The organism is Pseudomonas sp. BS3767, assembly GCF_900099665.1.
GTDB lineage: Bacteria > Pseudomonadota > Gammaproteobacteria > Pseudomonadales > Pseudomonadaceae > Aquipseudomonas > Aquipseudomonas cerasi.
Genome location: NZ_FNCX01000003.1, coordinates 129,326 through 146,508 on the forward strand (window position 1 = coordinate 129,326; position 17,183 = coordinate 146,508).

The following is a 17,183-nucleotide window of genomic DNA, read 5'->3' on the forward strand; positions in this document are numbered from 1 at the left end:
AAGCCCCGCCCTGACCGGATGTCAGGGCGGGGCGCTTTTCGTCTGCGTGATGTCAGTTAACGGAACATCGCGCTGATCGATTCTTCGTTGCTGATGCGGCGAACCGCTTCGGCGACTACCGGGGCAATATCCAGTTGACGGATACGGCCACAGGCTTGAGCGGCGGCGGACAACGGGATGGTGTTGGTCACCACCAGTTCATCCAGCACGGAATTTTCAATGTTTTCGATCGCCCGACCCGACAGCACAGGGTGTGTGCAGTAAGCGAAGACCTTGGCAGCACCATGCTCTTTCAGGGCCTTGGCCGCGTGGCACAGCGTGCCGGCGGTATCGACCATGTCATCAACCAGAATGCAGGTACGCCCTTCGACATCACCAATGATATGCATCACTTCGGAGTGATTGGCTTTCTCACGGCGTTTGTCGATGATCCCGAGATCGACACCCAGGGATTTGGCGACAGCACGTGCACGCACGACACCGCCGATATCCGGGGAAACGATCATCAGGTTTTCAAAGCGCTGATCTTCGATGTCATCCACCAGAACGGGGGAGCCGTAGATGTTATCTACCGGAATGTCGAAGAAGCCCTGAATCTGGTCAGCATGAAGATCAACCGTGAGTACACGATCGATTCCCACCACGGTCAGCATGTCAGCGACAACTTTTGCGCTGATTGCAACACGTGCGGAGCGCGGACGGCGATCCTGGCGGGCATAACCAAAGTAGGGAATCACAGCAGTGATTCGGGACGCTGAGGAGCGACGGAAGGCATCAGCCATCACGACGAGTTCCATCAGGTTGTCGTTCGTGGGTGCGCAGGTCGGCTGAATGATAAAGACGTCTTTACCGCGGACGTTTTCATTAATCTCAGTGCTGATTTCACCGTCGGAAAATTTTCCAACAGAAACATCACCCAGTGGGATATGCAGCTGACGTACTACACGCCGAGCGAGATCGGGGTTGGCATTCCCCGTAAAGACCATCATCTTGGACACGCGCAGTACCTAGAGGCTGAGGGTAACCTGGATGAGTATAGAAAATGGCAGGGGCGGCTGGATTCGAACCAACGCATGGCAGGATCAAAACCTGCTGCCTTACCGCTTGGCGACGCCCCTGTATTGAATCAATCGAGTGCCTGGCACTCAATTCCTGCTACAGAATTTGCAGCTTACGATGCAACATCGAGATGTTGCTTCCTTTCGCTACGAACCCCGTAAGGGTCTCTGTAAGAAGGGCCGAGACTTTATCAGCTTCAGCTTTGTTTGGGAAGGCCCCAAACACACAACTTCCAGTTCCGGTTAATTTTGCTTCGGTAAATTTACCTAACAAATTCAAAGCGTTACGTACTTCTGGGTAACGCCTCTCTACAACCGCCTTACAGTCATTTCGACTGTTTCCCTTGGGAACGGGGCGCACTTTAATGGGCGGCGTGTCGCGTGTCAACAACGGATCTGAAAAAATTTCTGCTGTACTTACAGCGACTTGCGGAACGAGCACCAAATACCACGGTTCTTCCGGGTCCACCGGGGTGAGAATTTCGCCGACGCCCTCAGCAAAAGCGGCATGTCCACGCACAAAAACCGGTACATCGGCGCCCAGCGTCAGCCCCAGTCGCGCCAGACGATCCTCATCCCAACCGAGCTGCCACAAATGATTCAGGGCCAGCAGGGTGGTCGCTGCATCCGAGCTGCCGCCGCCGATACCGCCACCCATGGGCAGGCGTTTTTCCAGCCAGATATCCATGCCCAGTGTGCAACCGGACTGTTTTTGCAGCGCTCGGGCAGCTTTGACGATCAGGTTGCTGTCATGCGGAACGCCGGGAACATCGGTCTGCAGGCGAATCTCGCCATCTTCGCGAACCGTAAAGCCCAGTTCGTCGCCGTAATCGAGAAACTGAAACAGCGTCTGCAGTTCGTGATAACCGTCAGGGCGACGTCCCAGAATGTGCAGCATGAGATTGAGTTTTGCCGGGGCAGGCAAAACCAGTTGTGGCGTGCTCATGGTCATTGCCCCAGTTTGCGAGGCTGCCAGTCCTTGATGACCAGCGTGACATCCAGATCCTGCCCGTGCAGCTTGACGCGCTCTGGCAGCCAATAGCCGTTCTGCTCGACGTAGCTGAGGTATTCCACCTGCCAGCCATCCTGTTCAAGGCTGGCCAGCCGGCTGTCGCCATCGAGTGTCACGCTGCTTTTGCTGTCCGGTGCCGGCAGACCGCGTACCCACCATACGAGGTGGGACACGGGCAGCTTCCAGCCCAGTTGATCCTGTAGCAGTGATTCTGGCGAGGTGGCTTCGTAGCGGCCCTGATTGGCGACTTCGAGCACCACGGCGCCGGGCCTGCCGGTCAGCCGCGCTGCACCACGGCCGAGCGGGCCGGACAGGCGGATATCGTAATAATCCTGGCGTTGCAGCCAGAACAGGGTGCCGCTGCCGGAGTCTTTCGGCGCGCGGATACCGACTTTACCGTTGATCTGCCAGCCATCGAGGCTGCTCAGTTGTTGTTTGTGCTCGCGCCATTGCGCGGGGTCACCCTTGCCCTGAACGGCTTCGCGGGAGGTGAGGCCGGCGCAGCCGGTGAGCAGGGCGATGAGGCTGAATACGATTACATGGCGCAAAAACATAACGTCAAAGGGTCTCTGATCCGGTCAAGCGTCGCAGTGTGCTGCGCAGGACGGTGCTGTCGGGTTGTTGTTCCAGGGCCTTGGCCCAGACTTTTTTGGCTTCGCGCTGCTCGCCCTTGGCCCAGAGTACTTCGCCCAGGTGAGCGGCGACTTCGTGGTCGGGGAAGCGCTCGAGTGCCTGACGCAGGTAGCGCTCGGCGTCGTCCAGATTGCCCAGGCGGTAGTTCACCCAGCCAAGGCTGTCGAGCACTGCCGGATCATCAGGGCTGATCTGGTGAGCTTTTTCGATCAGTTCGCGGGCTTCGCTATAACGCGTGGTGCGATCAGAAAGGGTGTAGCCCAGCGCATTCAGCGCCATGGCGTTTTCCGGCTCGCGCTTGATGATGGTCCGCAGGTCTTTTTCCATCTGCGCCAGATCATTGCGTTTTTCAGCCAGCATGGCGCGGGTGTACAGCAGGTTGGCGTCATCCGGGTATTGCTTGAGCGCCTGATTCAATACCTGCCAGCCACGATCCAGTTGATCATTGCTGGTCAGGGTTTCGGCTTCGATCAGGTACAGCTGCACGGCATAATCGGGCTCTTCGGCGCGGGCTTCGGACAGCCGTTTGGCGGCTTCGGCACCGTTGCCGTTGCTGACCAGAATATCGGCCTGGCGCAATTGCGCCGCCAGGAAGTCCGGGCCGGGGCCTACCTGAGCGTATTCGTTGAGCGCGCTTTGCGGGTCATCGCGCTCTTCGTGGATGCGGCCCAGATTCAAGTGCGCTGAATCGACATGCGCGCCACGGGCGATCAGTTCTTCCAGATAGCCCGCCGCTTCGTCCCAGGCCTTGGCTTCAAGGCACACCAGGGCCAGCGAGAAGCGCAGCTCGTCGTCATCCGGATACTGCTGCAAGAGTGCGGCAAACTGCACTTTCGCGTCTTCCATGCGGTTCTGCTCGACAAGCATGCGCGCATAGGTCAGGCGCAGGCGCTTGTCGTCGGGGTATTTCTTGATGCTTTTTTCCAGCAGGGGCACCGCTTCCTTGCCTCGGTTCATGCTTTGCAGCAGACGGGCGTGCAGCAGAATCGGCGCGATTTCACCTTCTTTAGGCGGATTGTCCTCAAGCAGTTTCAGCGACTGTTCGGAATCGCCGTTCTGTTGCAGCAACAGCGCCTTGCCGAAAATCAGCTGACCGTTGTTCGGGTATTTGCCCAGCAATCGGTCAAAGCTCTTGAGCAGACCATTGCGGGTGTCCGGATCTGTTTCGGCCGCCGACAGGGCCAGGAAATCGAAGTGCGTGTCGCCCTGGCCTTGCAGGACCCTCTCCATGTACACCAGCGAATCGTCGTAACGTCCGGCGCGCGCCAGTTGAATGGCGGCGGCGCGTTGCGCTTCAAGATTGCCTGGTGCGTTCCTCGCCCAGATCAATGCGGTATCCAGCGCCGACTGATCGGCACCCATGTACTCGGCAATCTGATAAGCGCGCTCCGAGACCCCCGGGTCCTGGGTCTTGATCGCCTGGGTCACGTAGTTGTCCAGGGCGATGTCGAAGCGGTTGCGCTGGCCAGCCAGCTCCGCACTCAACAGGCTGACCAGGGTGTCCTGAGTGAACGAGCCATAGACCTGCGGCTTGGCTTCAGGCGCGGGCGGGGCGTCCTTTTGAGCGGGCACAGGCTGTGACGAGGCGGGAGTCATGGACTGACAGCCGCCCAGAAAGGCGAGAGCAAGGAACAACGCGGAGGATCTATTCATATATAAGAAGGGCGGCTTACCTGCGGTGTGAGCATCATGACACAAGGCTGTTGGCAAAACCCACAGCCGTCGGAAAAACTGATGCAATGCGTGTGTTTGCAGTGTCGCGGACCCGAAAGCACGGTCTGCGACGAGCGATTGTAGTGGGACAATAATATGTGGTGGTTGTTCTGAGCTTATCGAAGTAGGACAATTACCGGCTTCACGTCACCACCTGCGACCCTGAATGGCCTTCCTTGCACTCGGTATCAACCATAAGACCGCCTCGGTCGACGTTCGCGAGCGTGTGGCATTTACCCCGGAACAGCTGGTCGAGGCATTGCAGCAGCTCTGCCAACTGACGGAAAGCCGCGAGGCTGCGATCCTCTCGACCTGCAACCGCAGCGAGTTGTACATCGAACACGAGCACCTCGGCGCGGACAGTATTCTTGCCTGGCTTGCCGATTATCATCACCTCAGTCTTGAAGAACTGCGTGCCAGTGCTTACGTGCACGAAGATGACGCTGCCGTGCGGCACATGATGCGTGTCGCCTCGGGGCTCGATTCGCTGGTGCTCGGCGAGCCGCAGATTCTCGGCCAGATGAAGTCCGCGTACGCGGTTGCCCGCGAAGCCGGCACGGTCGGGCCATTGCTCGGTCGACTGTTCCAGGCGACGTTCAGCGCCGCCAAACAGGTGCGTACCGACACCGCCATCGGCGAGAACCCGGTCTCTGTGGCCTTTGCCGCAGTCAGCCTGGCGAAACAGATTTTCAGTGACCTGCAACGCAGCCAGGCCTTGTTGATCGGTGCAGGCGAGACCATTACGCTGGTCGCCCGGCATCTGCATGATCTGGGCGTCAAGCGTATCGTGGTCGCCAACCGTACGCTGGAACGCGCCAGCATGCTCGCCGCCGAGTTCGGCGCGCACGCGGTGCTGCTGTCGGACATCCCGGCGGAACTGGTCAACAGCGACATCGTGATCAGCTCGACGGCCAGTCAGTTGCCGATTCTGGGCAAGGGCGCCGTGGAAAGTGCGCTGAAGCTGCGCAAGCACAAACCGATTTTCATGGTCGATATCGCCGTACCGCGGGATATCGAGCCTGAAGTCGGCGAGCTGGACGATGTTTACCTGTACAGCGTTGATGACCTGCATGAAGTGGTAGCAGAGAACCTCAAGAGCCGTCAGGGCGCGGCGCTGGCCGCCGAGCAACTGGTCAGCGTGGGTGCCGAGGACTTCATGTCGCGCCTGCGCGAACTGGCCGCAGTCGATGTGCTGCGTGCCTATCGTCAACAAAGCGAACGGCTGCGTGACGAAGAGCTGAGCAAGGCGCAACGTATGCTGGCCAACGGCAGCAATGCCGAGGACGTACTGATCCAGCTGGCGCGTGGCCTGACCAACAAATTGCTGCATGCACCGAGCGTGCAGCTCAAGAAGCTGTCTGCCGAAGGTCGCGTCGATGCGCTGGCCATGGCCCAGGAACTATTTGCCCTCGGTGAGGGCTCGACGGATAAAACCCCGCAATGAAAGCTTCACTGCTCAATAAGCTGGATGTGCTCAGCGACCGTTTCGAGGAACTGACCGCGCTGCTCGGCGACGCGGAAGTCATCAGCGATCAGACACGCTTTCGCGCCTATTCCCGTGAATACGCTGAAGTGGAGCCGGTCGTTGCGCTCTACGCGCAGTTGCTCAGGGTGCAGGGTGACCTGGAGGGCGCACAGGCGCTGCTCAAGGACAGCGATCCGGACATGCGTGAAATGGCCGTCGAGGAAGTTCGCGAAACCAAGCAGCAACTGGTCGAGCTGGAAGCGCAATTGCAGCGCATGCTGTTGCCCAAGGACCCGAACGACGGTCGTAACGTGTTTCTGGAAATCCGCGCGGGCACCGGCGGCGATGAAGCGGCGATCTTCTCCGGCGACCTGTTCCGCATGTATTCGCGTTACGCCGAGCGGCGTGGCTGGCGGGTCGAGATTCTGTCCGAAAACGAAGGCGAGCATGGCGGCTATAAGGAAGTCATCGCGCGTGTCGAGGGTGACAGCGTCTATGGCAAGCTGAAATTCGAGTCCGGCGCGCACCGTGTGCAGCGTGTGCCGGAGACCGAATCCCAGGGCCGTATTCATACCTCTGCCTGTACGGTGGCGGTGTTGCCGGAGCCTGACGAGCAGCAGGCGATCGAGATCAACCCTGCCGACCTGCGGGTCGACACCTATCGTTCTTCGGGTGCCGGTGGTCAGCACGTCAACAAGACCGACTCGGCGATCCGCATTACCCACTTGCCGTCGGGTATTGTCGTCGAGTGTCAGGAAGAGCGTTCGCAGCACAAGAACAGAGCCCGGGCAATGTCCTGGCTATCTGCCAAACTGAATGATCAGCAGACCAGCGCGGCGGCCAATGCCATCGCCAGCGAACGCAAGCTGCTGGTAGGCTCGGGCGATCGTTCCGAGCGCATACGTACGTATAATTTCCCTCAGGGGCGAGTGACGGATCACCGCGTGAACCTGACTTTGTATTCGCTGGATGAAGTTCTGGCGGGCGGGGTCGATGCAGTGATAGAGCCGCTACTCGCTGAATATCAGGCTGATCAACTTGCGGCACTGGGTGAGTAAATGACCATCATCGCAAGTGTACTCAGAAGCGCCGAGCTTCCCGATTCACCGACTGCACGCCTTGATGCCGAGTTGCTGCTCGCGGCAGCGCTGGGCAAACCGCGCAGTTTTCTGCACACCTGGCCCGAGCGCATCGTCAGCACCGAAGCCGCGGTGGCATTCGCCGGTTACATGGAGCGCCGCCGCAAGGGCGAGCCGGTCGCTTACATTCTCGGCCAGCAGGGCTTCTGGAAGCTTGATCTGGAAGTCGCGCCGCACACGTTGATCCCGCGTCCCGAGACCGAAATGCTGGTCGAGGCCGCTCTGGAACTGGTGCCTGCCTTCGCACCCGCTCAGGTGCTGGACCTCGGCACCGGCACCGGCGCGATTGCGCTGGCGCTGGCCAACGAACGCCAGCAATGGAAGGTCACCGCGGTTGACCGTGTGCCAGAGGCCGTCGCCCTGGCCGAACGCAACCGGCAGCGCTTGCAACTGAATAACGCCGAAGTCTTCGAAAGTCACTGGTTCAGTGGCCTGCAAGGTCGACAGTTCGACCTGATCATCAGCAATCCGCCGTACATCTCCGACGCCGATCCGCATCTGTCGGCTGGTGACGTGCGTTTTGAGCCGAGCAGTGCGCTGGTGGCCGGTTCCGACGGGCTGGATGACTTGCGCACGATCATCGAACAGGCGCCTGCACACCTCAATGCGGATGGCTGGCTGCTGCTGGAACACGGCTACGATCAGGGGCCTGCGGTGCGTGAACTGCTGATTCGCCAGGGCTTCGAGCGTATTCAGACGCGCCGTGATCTGGGCGAGCATGAGCGCATCACGTTCGGATGCAAGCCGTGCTGAGTGACCAGGAGCTGCTGCGCTACAGTCGCCAGATTCTGCTGCAACACGTCGATATCGACGGCCAGCTAAGACTCAAGCAAAGTCGTGCGCTGATCGTGGGCGTCGGCGGGCTTGGCTCGCCGGTGGCCCTGTATCTGGCCGCCGCAGGGGTTGGTGAGCTGCATCTGGCGGATTTCGATCACGTCGACCTGACCAACCTGCAACGCCAGATCATCCACGACACTCAGAGCATCGGGAAGGCCAAGGTGAATTCGGCCATCGCCCGGCTCAGCGCGATCAATCCCGAGATCACCCTTGTCGCTCATCGCGCAGCGCTGGATACCGACTCACTGGACGCGGCGGTGCAGGCTGTCGATCTGGTGCTGGATTGCTCGGATAATTTCGCCACCCGCGAAGCGGTCAATGCCGCCTGTGTCGCTGCCGGCAAGCCGTTGGTCAGCGGAGCGGCGATCCGGCTCGAAGGGCAGTTGTCGGTGTTCGATCCGCGTCGTGCGGACAGCCCTTGTTACCATTGTCTGTACGGGCATGGCAGCGAAGCCGAGCTGACCTGCAGCGAAGCGGGTGTCATCGGGCCGCTGGTCGGTCTGGTTGGCAGCTTGCAGGCGCTGGAAGCATTGAAGCTGCTGGCCGGTTTTGGCGAACCCATGGTTGGTCGACTGTTATTGATCGACGCCTTGAGCACGCGTTTTCGTGAACTGAAGGTCAAGCGAGACCCGGCGTGCAGCGTCTGTGGTCCGGCCAGCGTGCAGGGCGAGCATGCTTGACGTTCATATGAGCCATGGCAGCGATGCGCCGGTCGGAATCTTTGATTCCGGGGTTGGCGGTCTGTCAGTGCTCAATGAAGTCCGTCAGCTGTTGCCCAGCGAGTCGCTGCTGTATCTGGCGGACTGCGGGCACATTCCCTACGGCGAAAAGACTCCCGAATTCATCATCGAGCGGTGCCTGACGATTGCCGGGTTTTTCCGCGAGCAGGGTGCCAAGGCGCTGGTCGTCGCCTGCAACACGGCCACGGCAGCAGGTGTGTCGCACATACGTCAGCGCTACCCGGACTGGCCGATTGTAGGCATGGAGCCAGCGGTCAAACCGGCTGCCGAGGCGACCCGCAGCGGTGTCGTCGGTGTGCTGGCGACCACCGGAACGCTACAAAGCGCCCGCTTTGCGGCCTTGCTGGACCGTTTTGCCAACGATGTGCGGGTCGTGACCCAGCCGTGCCCCGGGCTGGTCGAACTGATCGAAACCGGCGATCTGGTCAGCCCGCAAATCCGTCAGTTGCTGCAGCACTATGTAGAGCCGCTACTGGCAGCGCGCTGTGACACGATCATTCTGGGCTGCACGCACTACCCGTTCCTCAAGCCATTGCTGCGCGAAATGCTCCCCGAATCGGTCACCCTGATCGACACCGGAGCCGCAGTGGCGCGACAGCTGCAGCGTCTTTTGGCACGGTCCGGCCTGCTTGCCAGTGGTGTCGCGCGCGACACCGTGTATTGGTCTAGTGACATACCGGACAATTTCAGAAAAATCCTACCTTTTTTGTCGCAAAACGTCGGCGATGTGAGAAGCTTCCGTTTGTAAAAAAAACGTGAAAAAAGGCGCTTTTGGGGTGAACTAACGTCGCCTCCGCGGCTTCTATAAAAGCGGCTGATGAATTCCAACACTTTTCGTACAATTTAATATATTTAGGACGTTTCTCATGAAGAGACTCTTTTGCCTGGCCGTGATTGCGGCCGCTTTGGCAGGGCAAGCTTCAATCGCGCAGGCTGATGGTGTTGAGTTTTCGGTCGGTCAGACCGGCGAGTCGACCATGACTTATCGTCTGGGCGTGCAGTTCGATTGGGATAAAACCTGGCTGCAAAGCGACATCGGCCGTTTGACCGGCTACTGGGATGGCGCTTACACCTATTGGGATGGCAAGGACTACAAGGATAACCACAGCTTGTCGTTCTCCCCTGTTCTGGTCTACGAATTCGGCAACGGCAACGTTAAGCCATACGTAGAAGCCGGTATCGGCGTCTCGGTGTTCTCCAACACCCAGGTTGAAGACCGCAAGTTCGGTTCTGCCTTCAACTTCGAAGACCGTATCGGTTTTGGTCTGCGCTTCGCGGGCGGGCATGAAGTCGGTATCCGTGCGACCCACTACTCCAACGCCGGCATCAAAGAGCCGAACGACGGTATAGAAAGCTACGCACTGCACTACAAGATGCCGTTCTGATTTGACTGGCATTCGTGCCAACGCTTCGCTACAGCACAACGTAATGCCCTGCCCAAAGCCATTGCGCATAAAATGCTTTTTTATCGCGATGGCACTGACAACGCAGAGTGCGACGTTAGTGACGGCTGAGTTCTGGCGCTGATCCGGGGGATGCGAGGCAGAACGCCGAGCAAGCCGCACCGGGCCAAGGATGGCCCGTTGCGGCGGCCCCCGGATCAGTGTCAGGGCGAAGGAACCCGACGAAGTCGGGTCGGAAACAGGAGCGAAAGGCTTTGGTTACTTTGGCCTTATCAAAGTAACTCGCCGAGGGGCGAAAAGGTGAGCTGAGTCGGGCACCAATTCACCTGATGTCGAAGAACCGCCGTGTGACGCGGAGCGTCACGAAATGCATTACCACGCGGAGCGTGGGAACGATAGTTATCAACCAGGCAACACTGATCAGAGATAAGCCGTCGCAATCCCTTTGCGTTCGTTCAGGCAATCTTCCGCACCCGCTTCGAATTCACGACAGATCAACGGGCGTTTCTCGTAGATCGTACACATCATCGTGTTGCGATCCAGCGCAGCGCACCAGCCGTCATCCAGACGCAACATGACCTCGCCACCCCACTCATCGGTATCGATGTAACGCTCAGGCACGCCCGTATCGGTGATCAGCATCACTTCCAGTTGGCAGCAGCAGGCTGCGCAGGTCGAACACGTGACTGCGGGTTCTTCGCCGTGGATCTCTGCGAGCGGAATGAGTGTAGCGTTCAGAGCGGTTCTCCCGAGTGTCTGGCGGCGCGGGCTGCCAGCCATTGCAGCAGGGGAAATACACCCGCCCAGACCAGGCCCAGCACCAGCATGCCTGGCCACACTCCAAGGGGAAGATGGACCTGTGCCAGTTGCGAGCCGGCATAGTACGACATCGGGCCGCCAATAGCGCCAAGCACGACTGCGCGCCATAGTGGCTTCGCCGTCCAGGCCAGGCAATGATTGAGCGTGGTGCCCAGCACCGCCCACAACAGCGCCAGCCACAGCGGCAAGAGATAGCCGCCCGTGCCGAAATCAAAAACGCCGAGTGTCATCAAGGCACTGTCCAGCACGATACCGATCAAGGTCACGGTCAGAATCAGCCGGCCTTCGGCTGCCCATGAGCTGATCCACATAAAATGCACCGCCAGAACGCCGATGGCGATCAGTAGCCAGAAGCTGTTGCCGCCCAGTACGCAGGCGAACCAGCCGATCTGAAACAACAGCGCATTGGCGATGGATTTAAGCATTGAAGCGCCCAAGCAAGGGTTCGCGCAGCGCTTCGGGCTTGGCGAGCAGCAGTTGCGCGGTGCCAATGGTCCGCTCCAGGAAGCCGCCTTCGCAGTAGCACAGGTAAAACTCCCACAGGCGCAGGAAATGCTCGTCGTAACCCAGCTCAGCGAGTTTGCCGTGAGTGTTTTTGAAGTTGTCGTGCCACAGGCGCAGGGTGCGTGCGTAGTGCAAGCCGAAATCTTCCATGTGCAGCAGGTTCATGTCGGTATCGCTGCCGACGATGTCGAGCATCTTCGCCACCGAGGGCAGGGCGCCACCGGGGAAAATGTAACGCTGGATGAAGTCCACATTGCGTTTGGCCTGTGCGTAACGCTGCTCGCGGATGGTGATCGCCTGCAACAGCATCATGCCGTTGCTTTTCAGCAGGTCCGCGCATTGCTTGAAGTACGTGGGCAGAAAGCGATGGCCGACCGCTTCGATCATCTCGATGGACACCAGCTTGTCATACTCACCGGTCAGGTCACGGTAGTCGGTCAGCAGCAGCGTCACGCGATCCTGCAGGCCCAGTTCGATCAGCCGTCGCTCGGTGTAGGCGAACTGTTCTTTGGACAGGGTCGTGGTGGTCACCTGGCAGCCGTAGTGCTGCGCAGCGTAAATAGCCATGCTGCCCCAGCCGGTGCCGATTTCCAGCAGGTGATCGGTGGGTTTCAAGGCAAGTTTCTGGCAGATACGCTCAAGCTTGTTCAACTGCGCCTGTTCCAGCGTGTCGTCTTCGCTGAGGAACTGCGCGGCCGAATACATCATCGTCGGGTCGAGAAACTGCTCGAACAGGGTGTTGCCCAGGTCGTAGTGGGCCGCGATGTTTTTCTGCGAGCCTTCGCGCGTGTTGCGGTTGAGCCAGTGCAGCGCATGAATCAGCGGGCGGGTCAGGCGTGCCATTCCGCCCTCCATCGCATCCAGCACATCCAGATTGCTGACAAACACCCGGACCACCGCCGTCAGGTCTGGTGTCGTCCAGTAGCCATGAATGAAGGCCTCACCCGCACCGATGGAACCGTTGCTGGCGACCATGCCCCAGGCTGCCGAATCGAGAATGTGGATTTCAGCCTGAATCAGTGCGCCGTTCTTGCCGAACACATGGCGCTCACCCCGTTCGATTACTACCAACTGGCCGTTACGCAGTCCTGCGAGTTGCCTCAGCACGCCTCGACGCAAGAGGTTGGCAGTCAAACCATTGGTGCCCAGATTGGCAGAAAAACTACTGCTACTGCTTTTCATGGAGTGAGTCCTTGGATTGCGCGGCGGCAGCACGGTACTCGCCGTCAGCGGCCTGATGGGAAAAGATGGGTATGCGTTTGACCAGCAGGCGCATGGCCTGCCAATAAATGGCCAGACAGGTTTTCGCGGTCATCCATGGATAAGCGATCAGATAGCGGTGCAGCGTCTTGCGGTTCAGATTCTGGCGGGTCAGATTGAGCGTGGCGTCGAACATCTTCAGCTCGCCTTGCCAGTCAGCCATGTGTACACCGATACGTTCGGCGGGCTGGCTGAAGCTCATGCGGTATTCGAGATCACGTGGCAGGAACGGGGAAACATGAAAGGCCTTTGCCACGGCAAAATGCTGATGGCCTTCACCGGTGGCGGGCAGCACGTAGCTGTAGCGCTCGCCCCACGGGGTATTGGTGACTTCACACAGAATGCCGGCCAGTGTGCCGTCGGCCTCATGGCAGTAGAAAAAACTCACCGGGTTGAACGACAGGCCCCAACTGCGTGCCTGGGTCAGCAGGCAGACGCGACCCGACGGAATGCGGCCCAACGCTTTGCCGACCCGCTCGCGGACCGCCTCGATGAGCGTCAGCCCTTGCCCGGTCAGCTCTGGCAGATAGTCTCGCTCACGAAACGAGAACGGCGCAAAACGCCCCCGACCTGCCAGTGGGGAAAGCCCCAGCACGCTGTCCTGCTCATCCAGATCCAGATAGAGCAGGCCTATCCGATAGGTGAATTCATGGGCGCGCGGTGCAAACCGCCGGTGGCTGATCCAGCCACTGTAGAGGGCGCTGTTCACAGCGTTTCACCAAAGGCCTGGGCGACACGCAGGCCGCTGACCACGCCGTCTTCGTGGAAGCCATTGGCCCAGTAGGCGCCGCAGTACCAAGTGTGATCGACCCCGTTGATTTCCTCCCAGCGCGCCTGTGCAGCGATCGCACCGAGGCTGTATTGCGGATGGGCATAGCGGTAGCGGCCAAGGATTTTGGCCGGGTCGATGGCGGCAGTCTGGTTGAGGCTGACGCAGAACGTCGTGTCGCTCTCGATCCCTTGCAGAATGTTCATGTCATAGGTAACGGCGGCCGATTGCTGTTCGCCGCCGCCCAAGCGGTAGTTCCAGCTCGCCCAGGCCAGTTTGCGCTTGGGCAGCAGTCGCGTGTCGGTGTGCAGCACCACATCGTTTTCGGCATAGCGCAGGGCGCCGAGAATCGACTGCTCGGCACTCGATGGCTGCGCCAGCAGGGCCAGGGCCTGATCGCTGTGGCAGGCAAACACCACCTTGTCGAAACGTTCGCTGCCCATGGCGCTGTGCAGTGTCACACCTTCGCTGTCACGCTCGACACGTGTGACCGGGCACGACAGACGAATGCGCTCGCGGAACGAGGCTGTCAGCGGTTCCACATAACTTCTGGAACCGCCCTGAATCACACACCATTGCGGGCGGTGGGTGACCGAGAGCAGCCCGTGATTCTTGAAAAAACGCACGAAGAACTGCAACGGGAAGCCGAGCATGTCGGCCAGCGACATCGACCAGATCGCCGCGCCCATAGGCACGATGTAATGATCGATGAAGCGCTGGCCATAACCGCCGGTCTTCAGGTATTCGCCCAGCGTGGTGTCCGCCGCGATGCGCTGGTTTTCCAGATCATCGACCGATTGGCGATTGAAACGCAGGATATCGCGCAGCATGCCCCAGAACCGTGGCGACAGCAGATTGCTGCGCTGGGCGAACAGGCTGTTGAGGTTGTTGCCGTTATATTCCACGCCGGTGCGCGGATCATGCACCGAAAAGCTCATTTCGGCGGGCTTGAAGCCGACACCCAGCTGGCTTAGCAGGCGAATGAAATTGGGGTAGGTCCAGTCGTTGAAAACAATGAAACCGGTGTCAATGGCGTAGGCGCGGCCCTCGACCTGCACGTCCACCGTGTGAGTGTGCCCGCCGATCCAGTCCGAAGACTCGAACACGGTCACCTCATGCGCGCGGTTGAGCAGGTAGGCACTGGTCAGGCCAGCGATCCCGCTGCCAATGACTGCGATCTTCATTGCGCGTCCTTATTCGACGATTCGTTGCGCGCCATGCGTTTGCCGAGGGCCAGTCGGGCGCGTGCCGGGAGCAGGGCCAGCAAGCTCATGCTGAAGATGAACAACGCCGGAAAGGCGATATCCAAGGGGCGTTTGTTGCGCCCCAGTTTGCTGGCGATATGTTTGGCGGCCTTCTCGACCGGCCAGCGCATCGGCATGGGGAAATCGTTTTTCTGCGTCAGCGGCGTGTCGACGAATCCAGGGCTGACCACCGTCACGTCGATGTTTTCGCTGGCCAGATCCAGACGCAGGGCTTCTAGCAGATAACGCAGGCCGGCCTTCGACGCGCCGTAGGCTTCGGCGCGGGGCAGCGCCAGGTAGGTCACCGCACTGGCGACGCCGACCAGATGCGGTTGATGACCTTTGCGCAGCAGCGGCAATGCGTGCTCGATGCAGTAACTGCTGGCCAGCAGGTTGGTGCGCACCACGCGTTCGACCATGGCCGCTTCAAACTGCCGGGCATCGATGTATTCGCAGGTGCCCGCGTTGAAGATGGCGGTGTCCAGGGCTCCCCATTGCTGCGCGATATCGCCGGCAATCGCCTTGACTTGCTCGGGGTCGGTGATGTCACCGGTCACCAGCAGCACCTGCGTGGGATAAACGTTTGCGAGGTTTTGCAATGGCTCAAGCGTGCGGGCGGTCAGCGCGAGCCGATGACCGGCGTTGAGCAGTTCTTTGGCCAGCGCCAGGCCAATGCCGCTGCTTGCCCCGGTCAACCAGATGCGTCGTGCAACAGGAGTGCTCATCCCAACCTCTTCTTCAACCAATGGATGACCCGACCCATGATGGGCAGATGTTCGTAGAGCAATGCACCGGCATCGAAGTAGTCCCGGTGCCGATAAACCTTGTCGCGCCACTTCAGGTGCGAACAGCCTTCTACCTGAATTGTCCGGCCGGCGGCTAGACGGGGATGCGAATAACTCATGGTCCAGACCAGATAGCCCTCGCCGGGGCGCACCTCGTCGAAGGCGTGGAAGTCGAAGTGCAGGTCCTGGACGTTGGCGTACAGTTCGCCGAAATAGCGGCGCATGGCGGCAAGGCCGTGGATATCGTGCATCGGGTCGCTGAACGACACGTCTTCGCTGTACAGCTCGGCAACCTGGTCAAGGTTGTCTTTGTTCAGCGCGGCAAAACCTTCGGCGAAGCGATGCAGGAAATCAGCCATGTTCGACTCCTGCGGCCGGCTGTCGAGCCGGTAGGGCCTTGAACGCTGCCAGGGCGCGGGCGCGGCTTTTGCTCAGGTCGACGATGGGTTTCGGGTAGTCAGCCGCGCCAAACAGGTCACCGATTAACGACGGGTCATGAATCTGCTTTTTATTCAGATCCGCCAGTTCCGGCAGCCAGCGTTTGATGAAAACGCCTTCGGGGTCGAAGCGTTCCGACTGCGACAACGGATTGAAAATACGGAAGTAGGGCGCCGAGTCGGTGCCGGTGGACGAGCTCCACTGCCAGCCACCATTGTTCGACGCCAGGTCGCCATCGATCAGGTGGCGCATGAAAAAGCGCTCGCCCTCGCGCCAGTCGATCAGCAGGTTTTTGGTGAGAAACATCGCAACGACCATCCTTAGCCGATTGTGCATCCATCCGGTTTCCAGCAACTGGCGCATCGCTGCGTCAATGATCGGCAGCCCGGTGCGCGCTTCTTGCCAGGCGCGCAGCTCTTCGGGGGCATCGCGCCACTTCAACGCCTCGGTTTCCGGGCGAAAGGCGCGATGACGCGAGACGCGCGGGTAGCCGACCAGCGTGTGTTTATAGAACTCTCGCCATAATAGCTCGTTGATCCAGGTCACGGTGCCTACGTTGCCGGTCTCGAACTCGCCCTGATTGCTGGCCAGGGCCGCGTGCAGGCACTGGCGCGGCGAAATCACCCCGGCCGCCAGATAGGCCGACAGCTGGCTGGTGCCGGGCTTGGCCGGAAAATCTCGTTCGTCCTTGTAGTAGCTGATCTGCTCGTCGGCGAAGGCGTCCATGCGCCGTCTGGCTTCCGCCTCACCGGCTGGCCACAGGTCACGCAACGCTTTCGCTGGCGTGGCAAAGCCCTTGACCTGATCGGGAATCGGATCGCTTTTTATCGACTGTGCCGGCTGCGCTTTCGGGGTGCGCACCGGGTGCGGCATGGCCTCGTGCAGTCGGGTGTAGCAGACCTTCTTGAACTGGGTGAATACCTGAAAATAGTTGCCGGTCTTGGTCAGGATGCTGCCGGGCTTGAATAACAGCTGATCGAGATAGCTGTTGAAGTGCACACCGGCTTTTTCCATCGCCTTCTGCACTGCCTGGTCGCGACGGGTCTCGTTGATGCCGTATTCCTGATTGAGGTGCAGGCCCTCGACCTTGAACTGTGTGCACAGCTTTGCCAGCACTTCAGGCGCCTGGTCCCAGGTGTCCGCCTCGCGGATCAGCAAGGGAACATTCAACTCGCCCAGCGCTTTCTCGAGCTCGACCAGGTTGCGCAGCCAGAAGTCGACCTTGCAGTCGGCATCGTCATGGCTGCGCCACTGCGCGGGACTGAGCAGGTAAACCGCCAGCGTCGGACCGCGCTCCATGGCGGCGGTCAGGGCAGTGTTGTCTTGAGCGCGCAGGTCGCTGCGCAGCCAGATCAGTTGCATGA

At 59.8% G+C, this 17,183-nt stretch carries 18 protein-coding genes and 1 tRNA gene; 6 read left to right on the forward strand and 13 right to left on the reverse strand.

Translation table 11 applies throughout. The features are described 5' to 3' along the window. Positions 1-56: 56 nt before the first annotated feature. The 5 genes from BLR16_RS09595 to BLR16_RS09615 form a co-directional block, all read right to left on the reverse strand. Positions 57-998 carry a ribose-phosphate pyrophosphokinase gene (locus BLR16_RS09595; RefSeq protein WP_003317125.1) on the reverse strand — a complete coding sequence of 314 codons (942 nt, stop codon included), beginning with the start codon at positions 996-998 and terminating at the stop codon, positions 57-59. A 45-nt stretch (positions 999-1,043) separates the two neighbouring features. Then, positions 1,044-1,118: transfer RNA gene (locus BLR16_RS09600), tRNA-Gln, on the reverse strand. Positions 1,119-1,155: 37 nt separating this feature from the next. Continuing rightward, a complete protein-coding gene (gene ispE / locus BLR16_RS09605; RefSeq protein WP_060708704.1) occupies positions 1,156-2,004 on the reverse strand; it encodes a 4-(cytidine 5'-diphospho)-2-C-methyl-D-erythritol kinase in 849 nt (282 codons plus the stop codon). Between the two features lie 2 nt (positions 2,005-2,006). Then, positions 2,007-2,624 carry a lipoprotein insertase outer membrane protein LolB gene (gene lolB / locus BLR16_RS09610; protein WP_010430230.1) on the reverse strand — a complete coding sequence of 206 codons (618 nt, stop codon included), beginning with the start codon at positions 2,622-2,624 and terminating at the stop codon, positions 2,007-2,009. A 4-nt stretch (positions 2,625-2,628) separates the two neighbouring features. Continuing rightward, positions 2,629-4,356: a tetratricopeptide repeat protein gene (locus tag BLR16_RS09615; RefSeq protein WP_003433719.1), complete on the reverse strand. Its 1,728-nt coding sequence runs from the start codon at positions 4,354-4,356 to the stop codon at positions 2,629-2,631. A 226-nt stretch (positions 4,357-4,582) separates the two neighbouring features. On the opposite strand from BLR16_RS09615, the gene hemA reads away from it, so the two are divergent. The 6 genes from hemA (at position 4,583) to BLR16_RS09645 (ending at position 9,982) form a co-directional block, all read left to right on the forward strand. Continuing rightward, complete coding sequence (gene hemA, locus BLR16_RS09620) at positions 4,583-5,860, forward strand: glutamyl-tRNA reductase (RefSeq protein ID WP_003433718.1); 1,278 nt, start codon at positions 4,583-4,585, stop codon at positions 5,858-5,860. Beyond that, positions 5,857-6,939 carry a peptide chain release factor 1 gene (prfA, locus tag BLR16_RS09625; protein ID WP_003404940.1) on the forward strand — a complete coding sequence of 361 codons (1,083 nt, stop codon included), beginning with the start codon at positions 5,857-5,859 and terminating at the stop codon, positions 6,937-6,939. The genes hemA and prfA overlap by 4 nt, the downstream gene beginning before the upstream one ends. Next, positions 6,940-7,773, forward strand: a complete 834-nt coding sequence (gene prmC / locus BLR16_RS09630) for a peptide chain release factor N(5)-glutamine methyltransferase (RefSeq protein WP_003408643.1) — start codon at positions 6,940-6,942, stop codon at positions 7,771-7,773. Continuing rightward, on the forward strand, positions 7,767-8,537 hold the full coding sequence (locus tag BLR16_RS09635) for a molybdopterin-synthase adenylyltransferase MoeB (RefSeq protein ID WP_161437923.1): 771 nt from the start codon (positions 7,767-7,769) through the stop codon (positions 8,535-8,537). The genes prmC and BLR16_RS09635 overlap by 7 nt, the downstream gene beginning before the upstream one ends. Then, positions 8,530-9,345 (forward strand): glutamate racemase, encoded by an 816-nt coding sequence (murI, locus tag BLR16_RS09640; RefSeq protein WP_003433716.1) that lies wholly within the window; start codon positions 8,530-8,532, stop codon positions 9,343-9,345. The genes BLR16_RS09635 and murI overlap by 8 nt, the downstream gene beginning before the upstream one ends. Positions 9,346-9,463: 118 nt before the next feature. Beyond that, a complete protein-coding gene (locus tag BLR16_RS09645; protein ID WP_002552154.1) occupies positions 9,464-9,982 on the forward strand; it encodes an acyloxyacyl hydrolase in 519 nt (172 codons plus the stop codon). Positions 9,983-10,420: 438 nt separating this feature from the next. Here BLR16_RS09645 and BLR16_RS09650 read toward each other — a convergent pair whose 3' ends face one another. The 8 genes from BLR16_RS09650 to phrB are packed head-to-tail and all read right to left on the reverse strand — an operon-like array spanning position 10,421 to position 17,181. Beyond that, the gene (locus BLR16_RS09650) at positions 10,421-10,780 is read right to left on the reverse strand and encodes a YkgJ family cysteine cluster protein (RefSeq protein ID WP_044309893.1); all 360 of its coding nucleotides are present in this window, start codon (positions 10,778-10,780) and stop codon (positions 10,421-10,423) included. Next, on the reverse strand, positions 10,735-11,244 hold the full coding sequence (locus BLR16_RS09655; protein WP_003365611.1) for a DUF2878 domain-containing protein: 510 nt from the start codon (positions 11,242-11,244) through the stop codon (positions 10,735-10,737). The genes BLR16_RS09650 and BLR16_RS09655 overlap by 46 nt, the downstream gene beginning before the upstream one ends. Continuing rightward, positions 11,237-12,505, reverse strand: coding sequence for an SAM-dependent methyltransferase (locus BLR16_RS09660; RefSeq protein ID WP_074805794.1), 1,269 nt, complete (start codon positions 12,503-12,505; stop codon positions 11,237-11,239). Before BLR16_RS09660 ends, BLR16_RS09655 begins: the two co-directional genes overlap by 8 nt. Further along, entirely contained in the window at positions 12,492-13,292 is an 801-nt protein-coding gene (locus BLR16_RS09665) for a DUF1365 domain-containing protein (RefSeq protein WP_003415048.1), read from the reverse strand. The genes BLR16_RS09660 and BLR16_RS09665 overlap by 14 nt, the downstream gene beginning before the upstream one ends. Further along, positions 13,289-14,536: an NAD(P)/FAD-dependent oxidoreductase gene (locus BLR16_RS09670; protein ID WP_044309896.1), complete on the reverse strand. Its 1,248-nt coding sequence runs from the start codon at positions 14,534-14,536 to the stop codon at positions 13,289-13,291. Before BLR16_RS09670 ends, BLR16_RS09665 begins: the two co-directional genes overlap by 4 nt. Continuing rightward, positions 14,533-15,321 (reverse strand): SDR family NAD(P)-dependent oxidoreductase, encoded by a 789-nt coding sequence (locus tag BLR16_RS09675; protein WP_003433712.1) that lies wholly within the window; start codon positions 15,319-15,321, stop codon positions 14,533-14,535. The genes BLR16_RS09670 and BLR16_RS09675 overlap by 4 nt, the downstream gene beginning before the upstream one ends. After that, the gene (locus BLR16_RS09680) at positions 15,318-15,740 is read right to left on the reverse strand and encodes a nuclear transport factor 2 family protein (protein WP_003433711.1); all 423 of its coding nucleotides are present in this window, start codon (positions 15,738-15,740) and stop codon (positions 15,318-15,320) included. The genes BLR16_RS09675 and BLR16_RS09680 overlap by 4 nt, the downstream gene beginning before the upstream one ends. Beyond that, entirely contained in the window at positions 15,733-17,181 is a 1,449-nt protein-coding gene (gene phrB, locus BLR16_RS09685) for a deoxyribodipyrimidine photo-lyase (protein WP_044309898.1), read from the reverse strand. The genes BLR16_RS09680 and phrB overlap by 8 nt, the downstream gene beginning before the upstream one ends. Positions 17,182-17,183 lie beyond the last annotated feature (2 nt).